Source organism: Streptomyces olivaceoviridis (genome assembly GCF_014650115.1).
Lineage (GTDB): Bacteria > Actinomycetota > Actinomycetes > Streptomycetales > Streptomycetaceae > Streptomyces > Streptomyces olivaceoviridis.
The window spans coordinates 1-14,806 of the sequence record NZ_BMUI01000022.1; the positions used below are offsets into that span (position 1 = coordinate 1).

Annotated in this window: 13 protein-coding genes, 5 tRNA genes and 1 pseudogene; 13 read left to right on the forward strand and 6 right to left on the reverse strand. The window is 70.9% G+C overall.

What is annotated here, in order from left to right; all coding sequences use genetic code 11:
- From IE273_RS31945 to IE273_RS31960, 4 genes and pseudogenes are all read right to left on the reverse strand, one after another.
- Nucleotides 1–89, reverse strand: a pseudogene (locus IE273_RS31945) (ATP-binding protein); the annotation flags it as partial.
- A complete protein-coding gene (locus tag IE273_RS31950; protein ID WP_009190816.1) occupies nt 70–468 on the reverse strand; it encodes a DUF742 domain-containing protein in 399 nt (132 codons plus the stop codon). The gene IE273_RS31950 and the pseudogene IE273_RS31945, both read right to left, overlap by 20 nt.
- 111 nt (nt 469–579) lie before the next feature.
- A complete protein-coding gene (locus tag IE273_RS31955) occupies nt 580–993 on the reverse strand; it encodes a roadblock/LC7 domain-containing protein (RefSeq protein ID WP_014675212.1) in 414 nt (137 codons plus the stop codon).
- A 9-nt stretch (nt 994–1,002) separates the two neighbouring features.
- Entirely contained in the window at nt 1,003–4,938 is a 3,936-nt protein-coding gene (locus IE273_RS31960) for a sensor histidine kinase (RefSeq protein ID WP_189818655.1), read from the reverse strand.
- A 567-nt stretch (nt 4,939–5,505) separates the two neighbouring features.
- Here IE273_RS31960 and IE273_RS31965 point away from each other — a divergent pair.
- The 10 genes from IE273_RS31965 (at nt 5,506) to IE273_RS32010 (ending at nt 10,337) form a co-directional block, all read left to right on the forward strand.
- Nucleotides 5,506–5,700 carry a hypothetical protein gene (locus IE273_RS31965; RefSeq protein WP_189818656.1) on the forward strand — a complete coding sequence of 65 codons (195 nt, stop codon included), beginning with the start codon at nt 5,506–5,508 and terminating at the stop codon, nt 5,698–5,700.
- A 226-nt stretch (nt 5,701–5,926) separates the two neighbouring features.
- Nucleotides 5,927–6,712, forward strand: coding sequence for a fumarylacetoacetate hydrolase family protein (locus IE273_RS31970; RefSeq protein ID WP_189818657.1), 786 nt, complete (start codon nt 5,927–5,929; stop codon nt 6,710–6,712).
- Nucleotides 6,705–8,186, forward strand: coding sequence for a glutamate--tRNA ligase (gltX, locus tag IE273_RS31975; protein ID WP_189818658.1), 1,482 nt, complete (start codon nt 6,705–6,707; stop codon nt 8,184–8,186). The genes IE273_RS31970 and gltX overlap by 8 nt, the downstream gene beginning before the upstream one ends.
- Nucleotides 8,187–8,312: 126 nt before the next feature.
- Nucleotides 8,313–8,987 carry a DUF4241 domain-containing protein gene (locus tag IE273_RS31980; RefSeq protein WP_059264114.1) on the forward strand — a complete coding sequence of 225 codons (675 nt, stop codon included), beginning with the start codon at nt 8,313–8,315 and terminating at the stop codon, nt 8,985–8,987.
- Nucleotides 8,988–9,053: 66 nt separating this feature from the next.
- Nucleotides 9,054–9,785: an HAD family hydrolase gene (locus tag IE273_RS31985; protein WP_189818659.1), complete on the forward strand. Its 732-nt coding sequence runs from the start codon at nt 9,054–9,056 to the stop codon at nt 9,783–9,785.
- Between the two features lie 90 nt (nt 9,786–9,875).
- A tRNA-Gln gene (locus IE273_RS31990) sits at nt 9,876–9,947 on the forward strand.
- A gap of 21 nt (nt 9,948–9,968) precedes the next feature.
- Nucleotides 9,969–10,041: transfer RNA gene (locus IE273_RS31995), tRNA-Glu, on the forward strand.
- 29 nt (nt 10,042–10,070) lie between these two features.
- Nucleotides 10,071–10,143: transfer RNA gene (locus tag IE273_RS32000), tRNA-Glu, on the forward strand.
- A gap of 21 nt (nt 10,144–10,164) precedes the next feature.
- Nucleotides 10,165–10,236: transfer RNA gene (locus IE273_RS32005), tRNA-Gln, on the forward strand.
- A 28-nt stretch (nt 10,237–10,264) separates the two neighbouring features.
- A tRNA-Glu gene (locus IE273_RS32010) sits at nt 10,265–10,337 on the forward strand.
- Between the two features lie 51 nt (nt 10,338–10,388).
- Here IE273_RS32010 and IE273_RS32015 read toward each other — a convergent pair.
- A complete protein-coding gene (locus tag IE273_RS32015; RefSeq protein ID WP_189818660.1) occupies nt 10,389–11,033 on the reverse strand; it encodes a MerR family transcriptional regulator in 645 nt (214 codons plus the stop codon).
- 80 nt (nt 11,034–11,113) lie between these two features.
- Between IE273_RS32015 and IE273_RS32020 the strand changes: the two genes are divergently transcribed.
- The gene (locus tag IE273_RS32020; RefSeq protein ID WP_189818748.1) at nt 11,114–11,599 is read left to right on the forward strand and encodes a DUF4188 domain-containing protein; all 486 of its coding nucleotides are present in this window, start codon (nt 11,114–11,116) and stop codon (nt 11,597–11,599) included.
- A 91-nt stretch (nt 11,600–11,690) separates the two neighbouring features.
- Here IE273_RS32020 and ndgR read toward each other — a convergent pair whose 3' ends face one another.
- Nucleotides 11,691–12,407, reverse strand: coding sequence for an IclR family transcriptional regulator NdgR (gene ndgR / locus IE273_RS32025; RefSeq protein WP_014675221.1), 717 nt, complete (start codon nt 12,405–12,407; stop codon nt 11,691–11,693).
- Between the two features lie 206 nt (nt 12,408–12,613).
- On the opposite strand from ndgR, the gene leuC reads away from it, so the two are divergent.
- Both leuC and leuD read left to right on the forward strand, forming a co-directional pair.
- Nucleotides 12,614–14,038, forward strand: a complete 1,425-nt coding sequence (gene leuC / locus IE273_RS32030) for a 3-isopropylmalate dehydratase large subunit (RefSeq protein WP_189818661.1) — start codon at nt 12,614–12,616, stop codon at nt 14,036–14,038.
- A gap of 5 nt (nt 14,039–14,043) precedes the next feature.
- Entirely contained in the window at nt 14,044–14,637 is a 594-nt protein-coding gene (gene leuD, locus IE273_RS32035; protein WP_189818662.1) for a 3-isopropylmalate dehydratase small subunit, read from the forward strand.
- The last annotated feature ends 169 nt before the right edge of the window (nt 14,638–14,806 follow it).

Below are 14,806 nucleotides of genomic sequence, written 5' to 3' on the forward strand. Positions count from 1 at the left end.
AACGTGGTCTTGCCCACGCCGAAGCCGCCCGCCACCACGATCTTCGCGGAGGTGGTGGCCCGGCCCCCGTCAGAGCTTGCGAAGTCCACTGAGCACCCTTTCGAGCAGCGTCACGTCCGGTGCGCCACCGTTGTTCTCGTCGCCACCCGGCTGGTGGATGGCGACCAGGCCGGCCTCGGCGAGGTCGGCCACCAGGATCCGGGCCACACCGAGCGGCATGGCCAGCAGCGCGGAGACCTCCGCGACCGACTTGACCTCACGGCACAGGTGGCAGATGCGCTGGTGCTCCGGGAGCAGCCCCATGAGCGCTGCCGGGTCGGCCGTGGTGCTGATCAGCGCCTCGATGGCGAGCTGGTAGCGAGGCCTGGTCCGGCCGCCGGTCATGGCGTACGGCCTCACCAGCGGCTGGTCGCCCTCGTCCCCGTACGGCTCCGCGTACGGATCATGATGGGCGGTGGGCGGGGTCATGAATCCTCCGGGCGGGACAGCAAGTCGGTCAGTCAAGCCGTCTGAAGGGGCCGGTGGGGGGATTGTGGCGGCCGGACGGTGTTTTTGTGAGGTGGGTGGTGCTGGGGGCGGTCAGTGAAGCAGACTTCCCTGGAGTTCGGCGCGCAGGTCCGGGGTGAGTACCGCCCCTGCGCGGTCGACGAGCAGTGCCATCTCGTAGCCGACGAGACCGATGTCCGCCTCGGGATGGGCAAGGACCGCGAGCGACGAACCGTCCGAGATGGACATCAGGAAGAGGAACCCGCGTTCCATCTCGACGACCGTCTGCGCCACGGTGCCGCCCTCGAAGATCCGGGACGCCCCGGCCGTCAGCGAGGTCAGACCGGACGCGACGGCCGCGAGCTGGTCCGCGCGGTCCCGCGGGAAGCCTTCGGACATCGCCAGCAGAAGGCCGTCGGCGGAGACCACCACGGTGTGGGACACCCCAGGGGTGTTGTCCACGAAGTTGGTGATCAACCAGTTCAGGTTCTGTGCCGCCTGGCTCATCGGACTCAACTAACGCTCCTGCTGGTGAGTGGGGCTCGGGAAGCTGCCGGTCTGGCCGCTGCCGGCCTGACGGCCCTGAGCGATGCCCCGACGGAGATTGGTCAGCCGTCCGCGCACGTCGTCAGGCGCGCGCGAGACCTGCGGACCGCTTTGGTGCTGTTGCTGCTGTGCCGTGCCCGGCACGAGGTTCGCCCGGGGCACGCGGCGCGGCAGGCCGGAGGTGGTGATCCCGCCGGCCGCGGGCTGACGGACGCGCTCGGCCTGCCGGACGAGTTCGTCGTTCGGCGAGGTACGCCAGGAACCGTTGGCGCTGCCGTTGTTGCCGGCGGGCGCGGGGCGCTGCGGAGCGGGCGCCTGGGGCTGCTGCCGCTGCGCGGGCGCGTCCTCCTGCTGCTGACCGTGGAACCAGTTGGTCTCCAGTGTGTCGTACAGCGGGGTACGGCCGTCACCCGGACCGCTGGCCGGGGGCAGGGCCCATCCGTCACCCGGTGCCTGGGCGGCGCCCCGGTTGCCGGGCTCCTGCTGGAGCGGACGCTGCTGCGGGGCCGGCGGACGGGGGGTGCCGAAGTCGGCACGGGCCGGCTGCGGGCGCTCGAACTGCCCGGTGTGGCCGGGGTTCTGGCGGCCGGGCAGCGCGTGCTGCCCGGTGGAGCTGCCCTCGTAGCCGCCGTCGTACCCCTGCGGGGTCTGCTGGGCCGGGAACTGGCCCGTGTGCTGAGCGCCGTTGTCCCGTTGGCCGGGCGCCGGCGTGCCGAACACGTCGGAGCGGACGAACGAGCCGGTGCCCTGCTGGTCGCCGCCGTCGAAACGGCCCTGCTGCCGGCCGTCGTCGGGGAGCCCGAACCGGCCCGTGTCCTGAGGGTTCTCGGGACGCGCGAACTGGCCGGTCTGCTGGAGGTCGTCGGGACGCGCGAACTGTCCGGTCTGCTGGAGGTCGTCGGGACGCGCGAACTGTCCGGTCTGCTGGAGGTCGTCGGGACGCGCGAACTGGCCCGTGTCCTGGGCGCCTTCCGGACGCCCGAACTGGCCGCTCTGCTGGGGGAGGTCCGGACGGGCGAACTGCCCCGTGTGCGAGCCGCCGTTCAGCTCGGCGCGCGGGAACTCGCCGGTCGAGGCCGGTCCCTGGGCGTCGATCCGCGGCATCTCCGCGGTCGAGCCCGGACCCTGCCGGTCGTCCACGCGCGGCATGTGCGCGGTCTGCGCGGGGTCCTGCTCGTCGTGGCCGCGCGGGGTGTCCAGCGAGGCACGCGACAGCGGGGCCTGGGCGTCGCTCCAGTCCGGCGTGCGGGACTGCGGGTCACCGCCGGGCAGTTCGGCGCGCGGGCCGCCGCGCGGCGGGAGCTGGGGCCGGCGGCCCTGGTCGGGGGCGCCGCCGGACCGCTTCGGGCCGCGACCGCCGAAGGCGTCCTGCTGCGGCCCGCCCGGGTTCGCGGCCTGCAAGCCCTGAGGGGCGCCCGGCGCCTGACCGCCGAAGCCGCCCGCACCGGCACCGGCCGGAGCCGGCCGGCCGCCCTGGGGACCGCGGGCGCCCGGCGCACCGGGACGGCCGCCCAGGCCCGTGCCGGGCAGCGGGGTCCGGGGACCCTGGGCGGAGCCGACCTGGCCACGCGGGCCCGGACCGGAACCGAGCAGACCGCCACCGCCCGGGGCGCCGCCGTTGCCGGCGGTCTGCCGCCGGGCCGCGGCCGCACCGGCGGCGGCCTGCGCGGCGGCGGGTCCACCGGTGGACATGGGGGCGCCGGGCTTGCCCGGAGCGGGCTTCTTGCCACCCTGGGCGACGTCCACGGGCAGCATGACCAGGGCGGTCGTACCACCGGAGTCGGACGGGCGGAGCTGGATGCGGATGCCGTGCCGCTGGGACAGCCGGCCGACCACGAACAGACCCATGCGGCGGGAGACGGAGACGTCCACGGTGGGCGGCGAGGCGAGCCGCTCGTTGATCGCCGCGAGGTCCTCGGGGGAGAGGCCGATACCGGTGTCGTGGATCTCGATCAGGACGCGGCCGTCGGGCAGCGCGTGACCGGTGACCTTGACCTTGGTCTGCGGCGAGGAGAACGAGGTCGCGTTCTCCAGCAGCTCGGCGAGCAGGTGCACGAGGTCGTTGACGACCCGGCCGGCCACCTCGGTGGTGGGTACGGCGGCCAGCTCGATGCGCTCGTACTGCTCCACCTCGGACGCGGCGGCGCGGAGCACGTCGACCAGCGGGACCGGACGGGTCCAGCGACGGCCGGGCTCCTCACCCGCGAGGACGAGGAGGTTCTCACCGTTACGGCGCATACGCGTCGCGAGGTGGTCGAGCTTGAAGAGCGAGGAGAGCTGGTCCGGGTCGGCCTCGCGGGACTCCAGTTCGGAGATGAGCGAGAGCTGGCGCTGGATCAGGCCCTGGGAGCGGCGCGAGAGGTTGGTGAACATCGCGTTGACGTTGCCCCGCAGCAGGGCCTGCTCGGCGGCGAGGCGGACCGCCTCGCGGTGCACGTCGTCGAAGGCCGCGGCCACCTGGCCGATCTCGTCCCGGGAGTGCACACCGACCGACTCGACGGAGGTGTCGATGTCCTGCGGGTCCGACTCCGAGAGCTGCTTGACCAGCTCGGGCAGACGGTCCTGGGCGACCTTGGTCGCGGTCTCCTGGAGCCGGCGCAGCGAGCGGATCATGGACCGGGCGACGACGAACGCGCCGACCAGCGAGACACCGAGCACGAGCAGGATCAGCGCACCGGAGATGATCGCGTCACGCTGGGTCGCGCTCTTCAGCTCGCGCGCCTTCTGCTCCATCTCCTCCAGGAGCGTGCGCTCGATCTTCTTCATCTGCTCGATCTTGGTCGAGCTGTCGTCCACCCAGTCCTTGTACGACCGCGCCGGGAGCTGCTGGAGGCCGTCCGGGGACTCGAAGGAGCGCTTGGCGTAGGTGTCGGCGGACTCGATCGTCGGGTTGCCCTCGTCGATCGGCTTGAGCAGTTCCTCGGCGTTCTGGCCGGCGTAGATCTTCCGGAAGATCGCCAGCTCGGAGCCCTCGCTCTCGTACGCCGACTGGCCGTAGAGGCGGTCGTTCTCGGAGAGGTCGCCCTTGGTGCTGGTGGTCGCGGGCAGTGCGGCGGCGATCATCGCGCGCTGCTCGGAGGCGTACTCCTTGGCGGTGGAGAAGGCCGCCAGGGCGCGGGTGCGCGAGATCATCTCCGGGTTGCTGGACGCCTCGGCCATGTCCTGGGAGAGACCGATCAGCTGGGTGATGAGCCGGTGGTAGGACTCGACCGTCTGGGTCGCGTTGTCCTTGGACGAGTAGGCCGACTTGCGGATCTTGGCGAGGTCGTCCAGCTGGTTGGCGAGGCCGACCAGCGCGTCGCGGACGCCCTGGAGATTGCCGTCCTTGCTGGCCGCGTCGATCTGCTCGGAGGCGTCGAGGAAGTTCTCGCGGGCCCGGTCGGTCTTCTGCTGGTACGCCTTGATCTGGTAGTCGTTCGACTTCAGGCCGCCGTGCGCCAGGGGACCGGCGGACTGGTCGCGCTCCTCCTGGAGCGCGTGGGCCAGCTCGGTGGCCTGCTTGGTCATCTCCGTCAGCAGCTTGATGTTGTCGAGCTGCTGGATGTCCTCGATGGACTGGTCGATGCGCAGCGCGCCCAGCGAGGTGGCCGCGACCACCGGCAGCGCGAGCAGTGACACCAGGCGGGTGGAGATGCGCCAGTTGCGCAGGGCGAGCCGTGAACCGGTGCCGGTCGGGCCCTGCACGGGCTTCACCGTGGGCGCGGGGTCGCCCGAGGGCGCCGCGGTCGCGGAGGCCGACGCGGCCGAGGCGCCGGGACGACCGCCGCGCTCACCGCCGTCCGTGGCGTGGCCCGGTCCCGGGTTCTGGGCGTGCTGGGGCGAGGAGCTGACGGCCTTGGGGCCAGTCCCGCCGTGCGGCTCCGGCTCCGCCGAAGCGCTGCCATCCCTCTTGAAACGTCCCTGCACTAGCGTCGCAACCTCTGGACCAGGCGCCCCTCCGCGTGAACGGAGGGACACGGTGTCGGCGTTGTGGAGAGCGCCCTGAATACGCCCCCCGGTGGTCTTGAGTGACCGGCGCTGGTTCCCCCCTGTCTCGCCGCCGCTCGGCGCTGTGCGCGCCCCCTGCGCCGGTTCCATCCCGCGGCGGTCCGTGGAATTCCAGCACAGTGCAGGATCTCCAACAAGGGCAGCGGGCCGAGCTGTGACCTCCGTGACGGCCAGTGAGTGGCGGATTACCGGCAGTGGAACCTGATCTTGGGCATAACGGGCGTACCCATGCGAGTCGCCGTGCGTCGCCCTGTGTCCCAGTCGCCATGATCAGGAGCGGAATGGTGGCTTCAGTAGGTCAATGTCCGTTTCGCTGAGGCGAGTTGTCGGTCGGAATTGACCGGTTTGCCCGTGAGTTCGTGAGCAAACTCACACGCGCCCCGGGGTCAGTTGGCACCTTCGTCGGGGAATCGGATGTTTAGCCTGACGCTTTACAAGACGGACGACTCTGCCAACCACTCGACCAGAGGGCACAGGACGACAACGGTGAAGACGACGATGATGTTCCACAAGATCGCCAACCCGCGGCGCACAACCCTGGCTCACCTGAAGGACGCAGGCGAACTGCACACGCCCGAGCTGCCGGAGCACTCCGTCGACCTCCCCGCCCAGACGGCCAACCCCCGGCGCACCGTCCTGATGGAGGTCCCGGCCGGCGCGGGCGCCCCGGCCGGCGAGTAGCCGACGGCTCCGCCGGGCGCGGCCGGAAGGACCACGACGGTCCCTTCCGGCCGCGCTCGCGTTTCCCGGGCCCCGCGGCCGGCGCCACAGTGGCGACCCTGGCCGAGCCCGCCGCGGTGACCCGCCCCTGACCTGCGACGATGCCCCCGGAAGCGAACAACTTCGCATAGCTCCGATAACCTGAGGCGTCAGTACGCCGGTTCTCAGTGAGGGGCGCAAGGATCCCGTGCGCATCGCCAGGTTCTCCATCGACGGGAACGTAGCCTTCGGCGCGGTCGAGGGCGACAAGCAGGACGAACTCGTCCTCGACATCATCAAGGGCATCCCGTTCGCGGACTTCGAGCTGTCCGGGACGAAGGTGCCGCTGAGCAAGGTCAGGCTGCTCCCGCCGGTGCTCCCCAACAAGGTCGTGGCGTTCGGCCGCAACTACGCCGAGCACGCGCGCGAACTGGGCAACGAGGTGCCCGACACGCCGTTCGCCTTCTTCAAGCCGTCCACCTCCGTGATCGGCCCCGGCGACGACATCCAGTACCCCTCGTTCTCCCAGGAACTGCACCACGAGGCCGAGCTGGCCGTCGTCATCGGCCGCCTGTGCCGCGAGGTCCCGCGCGACCGCGTCAAGGACGTGATCTTCGGGTACACCTGCGCCAACGACGTCACCGCCCGCGACGTGCAGAAGCGCGAGAAGCAGTGGGCCCGGGCCAAGGGCTTCGACACCTCCTGCCCGCTCGGCCCCTGGGTGGAGACCGACCTCTCGGTGGACGCCGCGAACGACCTCACCGTCCAGCTCACGGTCAACGGCGAACAACGCCAGCTCGGCCGCACGAGCGAGATGATCCACCCCATCGAGGACCTGATCGTCAACATCTCCGAGGCCATGACGCTGCTCCCCGGCGACGTGATCCTCACCGGCACCCCCGCGGGGGTCGGCCCCCTCAGCGTCGGCGACGAGGTCGCCGTCACCATCGAAGGCATCGGCACTCTCACCAACAAGGTTGTCAAGCGTGGCTAGCGCACCCGGCTCCGTACGCGTCCGTTTCTGCCCCTCGCCCACCGGTAACCCCCACGTGGGCCTGGTCCGCACCGCCCTGTTCAACTGGGCGTTCGCCCGGCACCACCAGGGCACCCTGGTCTTCCGCATCGAGGACACCGACGCGGCCCGCGACTCCGAGGAGTCGTACAACCAGCTGCTCGACGCGATGCGCTGGCTCGGCTTCGACTGGGACGAGGGCCCCGAGGTCGGCGGCCCGCACGCGCCGTACCGCCAGTCGCAGCGCATGGACATCTACGCCGACGTCGCCCGGAAGCTCCTCGACGGCGGCCACGCCTACCACTGCTACTGCTCCCAGGAGGAGCTGGACACCCGCCGCGAGGCCGCCCGCGCCGCCGGCAGGCCCTCCGGCTACGACGGCCACTGCCGCGACCTGACCGCCGAGCAGGTCGAGGAGTACCAGGCGCAGGGCCGCACCCCGATCGTCCGCTTCCGCATGCCGGACGAGACCATCACCTTCACCGACCTGGTCCGCGGCGAGCTGACCTTCACGCCGGAGAACGTGCCCGACTACGGCATCGTCCGCGCGAACGGCGCCCCGCTGTACACGCTGGTGAACCCGGTGGACGACGCCCTGATGGAGATCACCCACGTCCTGCGCGGCGAGGACCTGCTCTCCTCCACCCCGCGCCAGATCGCGCTGTACAAGGCGCTGATCGAGCTGGGTATCGCGAAGGAGATCCCGCGGTTCGGCCACCTGCCGTACGTCATGGGCGAGGGCAACAAGAAGCTGTCCAAGCGCGACCCGCAGTCGTCCCTCAACCTCTACCGCGAGCGCGGCTTCCTGCCCGAGGGCCTGCTCAACTACCTGTCCCTGCTGGGCTGGTCGCTCTCCGCGGACCAGGACATCTTCACGATCGAGGAGATGGTCCGGGCCTTCGAGATCGCCGACGTGAACCCCAACCCGGCGCGCTTCGACCTGAAGAAGTGCGAGGCGATCAACGCCGACCACATCCGCATGCTGGACGTGAAGGAGTTCACCGAGCGCTGCCGCCCGTGGCTGAAGCCGCCGTTCGCGCCCTGGGCGCCGGGGGACTTCGACGAGGCCAAGTGGCAGGCGATCGCCCCGCACGCCCAGACCCGCCTGAAGGTCCTGTCGGAGATCACCGACAACGTCGACTTCCTGTTCCTGCCGGAGCCGGTCTTCGACGAGGCCTCGTGGACCAAGGCGATGAAGGAGGGCTCCGACGCCCTGCTGCGCACCGCCCGCGAGAAGCTGGAGTCGGCGGACTGGACCTCGGCCGAGTCCCTCAAGGAGGCCGTCCTGGCCGCCGGTGAGGCCCACGGCCTCAAGCTCGGCAAGGCCCAGGCCCCGGTCCGCGTGGCCGTCACCGGCCGCACCGTCGGCCTGCCGCTCTTCGAGTCCCTGGAGGTCCTGGGCAAGGAGAAGACCCTGGCCCGCGTCGACGCGGCGCTGGCCAGGCTGGCCGAGTAGGCGCGCGCGTTCCCGAGGGGCGGTGGCCGTACGGCTGCCGCCCCTCCGGCATGTCTGTCAGCGGCTCGCACTAGTGTTTCGGCGCACACGGCTCGCACAGCGAGCGCGATCGAGAAGGGCGCCGTCATGCCGATGAGTCCGCGGGACTACACCTGGCTGTTCACCCCGGGCAGCACGTTCAGCTACGAGTCCGGGACCACGGGTGTGATCCACGTGGCCGACGGCGGTGAACTGGACCTCCCCACCGGCCGGGTCGTCGCGAGCGACCCGTTCGTCTACCTCGGCAGCGGTGACATCGAGCCCTTCACGGCCACCGTCGAGCCCGGCCGCTACCGCGTCGAAGCGGCCGTCGCGACCCTCACCCGGCCGGGTGAGCCCCCCTCCGACGTGCCCCACCTGCGCGTGGCCGCCGCCCGTCTCGTCATCCGCGACGAGCCGGCCGTCACCTGGGAACTGGCCCTGCTCCCCGGCCAGGACCCCGCCGAACTCAAGGACGACGAGTTCTTCGGGTACGGCGTCGACGCCGGCACGGGCTGCTTCTACGACGCCTCGGCCGAGGAGGCGTTCCCGGAGACCCAGGAGGAGGAAGGTCCGCTGTGGGACGCGTTCGAGAGCAGCGACTGGTCGCCGGGGCCGTTCCTGGTCAGGTCCACGGACGGCGGCCACACCCTGGCCGCGTTCACCTCCGGCTGGGGCGACGGCTGCTATCCCACCTGGACGGGCCGTTCGGCGTCGGGTGAGGTCACCTGCTTCCTGACGGACTTCTTCGTGGCCCCGGACCCCGCCTCCGACCAGGCCTGATATCGCCTGACGAGCAACGATCCGATTCCCCGGCGCCCCGGCCGGTGCGGCGGTACCGTCGGTCGTATGACGATCAGAGCCGTGGTCTGGGACGTGGACGACACCCTGTTCGACTACACGACCGCCGACCGGGAGGGCATGCGGGCCCATCTCGCGGTGGAGGGGCTGCTCGCCGGCCACGGCAGTGCCGAGGCCGCGCTGGTGCGGTGGCGGGAGATCACCGAGCGGCAGTGGGCGCGCTACGCGGCCGGCGAGACCACCTTCCAGGACCAGCGGCGCGACCGGGTCCGGACCTTCCTGGACAAGGACCTGACCGACGCGGAGGCCGACGACTGGTTCGGGCGGTACATCGGGCACTACGAGGCCGCCTGGAGCGTCTTCCCGGACGTCCTGCCCGCTCTGGAGGCCCTCGCGGCCAGCCACCGGCACGCGGTGCTGTCCAACTCCAGCATCGCCGTCCAGGAGCACAAGCTGCGCACGCTCGGCCTGCTCCACCGCTTCGAGTCCGTGCTGTGCGCCGCCGAGCTGGGCGTCTCCAAGCCGGAGCCGGGCGCCTTCCTGGCGTCCTGCGAGGCGCTGGGGCTGCGCCCGCACGAGGTGGCGTACGTCGGCGACCACCCCGACATCGACGGGCGGGGCGCCGCCGAGGCCGGATTGCTGTCGGTGTGGATCGACCGCGGGGCGGCCTACGCGCGGGCCGCCGGGGAGGTCGTGGCGCACCGGATCTCCACCCTCGCCGAACTCCCGGCGCTCGTCCGCGCGGATACCCGTTTTGGAGCCCCGTCCACCTTCAGGTAATGTTCTTCCTGCGCCGAGGGGAGCGGGCCGGAAGGCCGGAGCCCCGAGGAGCAAGCTAGAACGAGAACCCCGTAGGGGCTTGAGTTCCAGTGGCCTATGGTGTAATTGGCAGCACGACTGATTCTGGTTCAGTTAGTCTTGGTTCGAGTCCAGGTAGGCCAGCTCGCAGAGCTTATCTGCAAAGCCCCCGTTGTGTAGCGGCCTAGCACGCTGCCCTCTCAAGGCAGTAGCGCCGGTTCGAATCCGGTCGGGGGTACTGATCTCGACCTCGTCGGGATCGCTAGGGCCCCCGTTGTGTAGCGGCCTAGCACGCCGCCCTCTCAAGGCGGTAGCGCCGGTTCGAATCCGGTCGGGGGTACTGACTGGTCTAAACCATCATTGGTCTATGGTGTAATTGGCAGCACGACTGATTCTGGTTCAGTTAGTCTTGGTTCGAGTCCAGGTAGACCAGCTCGGACCTGCGGAAACGCAGAGTCCACGCCCCCGTTGTGTAGCGGCCTAGCACGCCGCCCTCTCAAGGCGGTAGCGCCGGTTCGAATCCGGTCGGGGGTACGCACGGGCAAGGCCCTCCACTTCGGTGGGGGGCCTTCGTCGTGCCGGGCGCTACTCGAAGCCGTACCGCCGGGCCGACTCCTCCTCCTGGGCCAGCCGGCGCAGGGCCTGAAGGATCGGCTCGGTCAGCACCGCGCCGAGCACCGCCGTCTCCACCTTCTCCGCCTCCGACGGACGGGTCTCCACGAAGTCCAGGTCGAGTCTGGCCGCCTCGTGCATCAACTCGGCATAGGAGACGAGCAGTTCGCTGCCCCAGTCGTAGCCGAGCCGGCGGAACGCGGCCACCGCCACCACCAGGGAGCGGTACGCGGGGGAGATCGTCGTCAGCAGCCTCGCGTTCGACCAGCCCAGCCGGTCCAGCAGGGCCTCCGCCTCCCGGCGCGCGGCCCGGACGTACTCGTCGTCCTCGTCCGGCTCCGGCACCTGCGGCAGCGCCCACAGGGCCGCGCCCAGCCGGATCGTCCGGCCCAGGGACTCGTCGTCGACGTTCCGCAGCACCTCCCGGACCGTGGCCACCGGGAGGCCGCCGACCTGGATCATCGCGCGGACCAGCCGCAGCCGGCGCAGATGCTCGTCGTCGTACTCGGCCGTCGTCGCGTTGACCTGGCGGCCCGGCGGCAACAGGCCTTCGCGCAGGTAGTACTTGATCGTCGCGGTGGCCACACCGCTGCGTCTGCTCAACTCGGCGAGCCGCATGTCTTGCGCCCCTCTTTGGATACCGCCACTATCCAAGCATCGGCCATTGGATAGTGCCGCTCACCGACCAGGGGGACGTCATGGTGACCCGTACGACCGCCGACGCGAAGGGCGACGTCGTCGTCCTGCTGATCGGCATGCGCATCAACCGCTTCCGGGCCGTTCGCCTGTGGCTGCCGGTGATGCTCGCGATGCTGCGCATGCTGCGGGAACTGGAGAAGGACCCCCGGCGCGGGCTGCTCGCCAAGGTGCTGCTGACGGCGTCACCGCGTACGTACTACGTCGTGCAGTACTGGGAGTCCAAGGAGAAGCTGTACGCCTACGCGACCGCGCCCGACGCCTTCCACCACGAGGCGTGGGCGCGGCTCAACCGCAAGGAGCGGACCGGGAAGCTGCGCGGCCAGGTCGGGATATGGCACGAGTCGTACGTCGTGCCGGAGGGGTCGTACGAGGCGATCTACGGCGACATGCCTGCGTTCGGGCTGGCCGCCGCGCACGGGCAGGTGCCGCTGGAGAGGCGGGGGCGCTCCGCGAAGGACCGGTTCGCCTACCGGTCGGGCGGCTAGGCACCGTGGGGGAGGGTGATCCGCTCCGGTCGGGAAGAAGCTGCCGCGGCGTTGAGGCGGCCCCTTCCCGGCCGGAGCGGTTCTCCCGCTCTCAGCCCGAGCGGCGCAGGGCCTCCGAGAGGCGGCCCGCCGCGTCGATGACCGCCTGGGCGTGCATGCGGCCCGGGTGACGGGTCAGACGCTCGATGGGGCCCGAGACGGAGACGGCGGCCACCACGCGGTTGGAGGGGCCGCGCACGGGCGCGGAGACGGACGCGACGCCCGGTTCGCGCTCGCCGATGGACTGGGCCCAGCCGCGCCGCCGTACACCCGACAGGGCCGTCGCCGTGAAGCGGGCGCCCTGGAGGCCGCGGTGCAGGCGCTCGGGCTCCTCCCAGGCGAGCAGGATCTGCGCCGAGGAGCCGGCCTTCATCGTGAGCGTGGAGCCGACCGGGACCGTGTCCCTCAGGCCGGACAGGCGTTCCGCGGCGGCCACACAGATCCGCATGTCCCCCTGGCGGCGGTAGAGCTGAGCACTCTCGCCGGTGACGTCGCGGAGGTGGGTGAGCACGGGGCCCGCCGTCGCGAGCAGGCGGTCCTCGCCCGCCGCTGCCGCCAGCTCCGCGAGACGCGGGCCGAGGATGAACCGGCCCTGCATGTCGCGTGCCACCATGCGGTGGTGTTCCAGGGCCACGGCCAGGCGGTGGGCCGTGGGTCGTGCCAGTCCGGTCGCGCCGACCAGACCCGCGAGGGTGGCCGGACCGGACTCCAGAGCGCTCAGGACGAGGGCCGCCTTGTCCAGAACGCCGACGCCGCTACTGTTGTCCATGCAACGATACTCGCGTCTCACTCTGTGAAACGCAAGTTCAATTTTCCGTGGAACGCGCCACCCTGGAATCACACAGCGGCCCGCGGACCAACGGGCCTGGCGGTGGACGCCCGGAATCACGACGTTCAGGGGCCCGAGACGGGCAGCCACCGCTCCTCAAGATCTCTAGTTGGGTCGGTGGACGCTTGCCGGCCGGAGGGAAAGCGATGGGTAGGACACTCGCGGAGAAGGTCTGGGACGACCACGTCGTCCGGCGCGCCGAGGGCGAGCCCGACCTCCTCTACATCGATCTGCACCTGCTGCACGAGGTGACCAGCCCGCAGGCCTTCGACGGGCTCCGCAAGAACGGCCGCCAGGTGCGCCGCCTCGACCTCACCATCGCGACCGAGGACCACAACACCCCGACCCTCGACATCGACAAGCCCATCGCGGACCCGGTCTCCCGCGCCCAGCTGGAGACCCTGCGCAAGAACTGCGCCGAGTTCGGGGTGCGGCTGCACCCGCTGGGCGACGTCGAGCAGGGCGTCGTCCACGTCGTCGGCCCCCAGCTGGGTCTGACCCAGCCGGGCACCACCGTCGTCTGCGGCGACTCCCACACCTCCACGCACGGCGCGTTCGGCGCGCTGGCGTTCGGCATCGGCACCTCGCAGGTCGAGCACGTGCTGGCCACCCAGACGCTGCCCCTGGCCCGCCCGAAGACCATGGCGATCACGATCGACGGCGAGCTGCCCGAGGGCGTCACCGCCAAGGACCTGATCCTGGCGATCATCGCGAGGATCGGCACCGGCGGCGGCCAGGGCTACATCCTGGAGTACCGCGGCTCCGCCATCGAGAAGCTCTCGATGGAGGCCCGGATGACCATCTGCAACATGTCGATCGAGGCCGGTGCCCGCGCGGGCATGATCGCCCCCGACGAGACCACCTTCGCGTACCTCAAGGGCCGCCCGCACGCCCCCGAGGGCGCCGACTGGGACGCCGCGGTCGCGTACTGGAAGACGCTGCGGACCGACGAGGACGCCGTCTTCGACGCCGAGGTCGTCATCGACGCCGCCGAGCTGTCGCCGTTCGTCACCTGGGGCACCAACCCCGGCCAGGGCGCGCCGCTTTCGGCGCACGTCCCCGACCCGGCTTCGTACGAAGACGCTTCGGAGCGCCTGGCCGCCGAAAAGGCCCTGGAATACATGGGGTTGGAGGCCGGGCAGCCGCTGCGGTCCATCGACGTGGACACCGTCTTCGTAGGCTCCTGCACCAACGGCCGCATCGAGGACCTGCGCGCCGCCGCCGACATCCTGCGGGGCCGCAAAGTCGCCGACGGCGTACGGATGCTGGTCGTCCCGGGCTCCGCGCGCGTGGGTCTCCAGGCCGTCTCCGAGGGCCTGGACGTGGTCTTCAAGGAGGCCGGCGCCGAATGGCGGCACGCGGGCTGCTCGATGTGCCTCGGCATGAACCCCGACCAGCTGGCCCCGGGCGAGCGCTCCGCCTCCACCTCCAACCGCAACTTCGAGGGCCGGCAGGGCAAGGGCGGTCGTACCCACCTGGTGTCGCCGCAGGTCGCGGCGGCCACCGCCGTCCTGGGCCACCTGGCCTCCCCGGCCGATCTGACCGACGACCGCACGCCCGCTGGAGTCTGAGAATCATGGAAGCCTTCACCACCCACACCGGCCGGGCCGTCCCGCTGCGCCGCAGCAACGTCGACACCGACCAGATCATCCCTGCTCACTGGCTCAAGAAGGTCACCCGGGACGGCTTCGAGGACGGGCTGTTCGAGGCCTGGCGCAAGGACCCCGAGTTCATCCTCAACCGCCCCGAGCGGCAGGGCGCCACGGTCCTGGTCGCCGGCCCCGACTTCGGCACCGGCTCCTCCCGCGAGCACGCCGTCTGGGCGTTGCAGAACTACGGCTTCAAGGCCGTGATCTCCTCCCGCTTCGCCGACATCTTCCGGGGCAACTCGCTGAAGAACGGCCTGCTCACGGTGGTCCTGGACCAGAAGATCGTGGACGCGCTGTGGGAGCTCACGGAAGCGGACCCCACTGCTGAGGTCACTGTGGACCTTGAGGCGCGTGAGGTGCGCGCCGGGGGCATCACCGCCTCCTTCGAGCTGGACGAGAACTCCCGCTGGCGGCTGCTGAACGGCCTGGACGACATCTCCATCACCCTCCGCAACGAGGACGAGATCGCCGCCTACGAGGCCGGGCGGCCCGGCTACAAGCCGCGGACGCTCCCGGTCTGATCCGGCGCCGACCGGGCCCCGCGAAGGTCGGGTTTCGGCCACCCCAACGCCTCGCCTGTACCCCCGATCGCCACGATTGGGGGTACAGCCATGTCTGCACCCGAACGGCCCTGCGGCTCTGCCCTGGTTCGCTCAACTTCCCACGTTACGAAGGCCGTTGTCCGGGTAG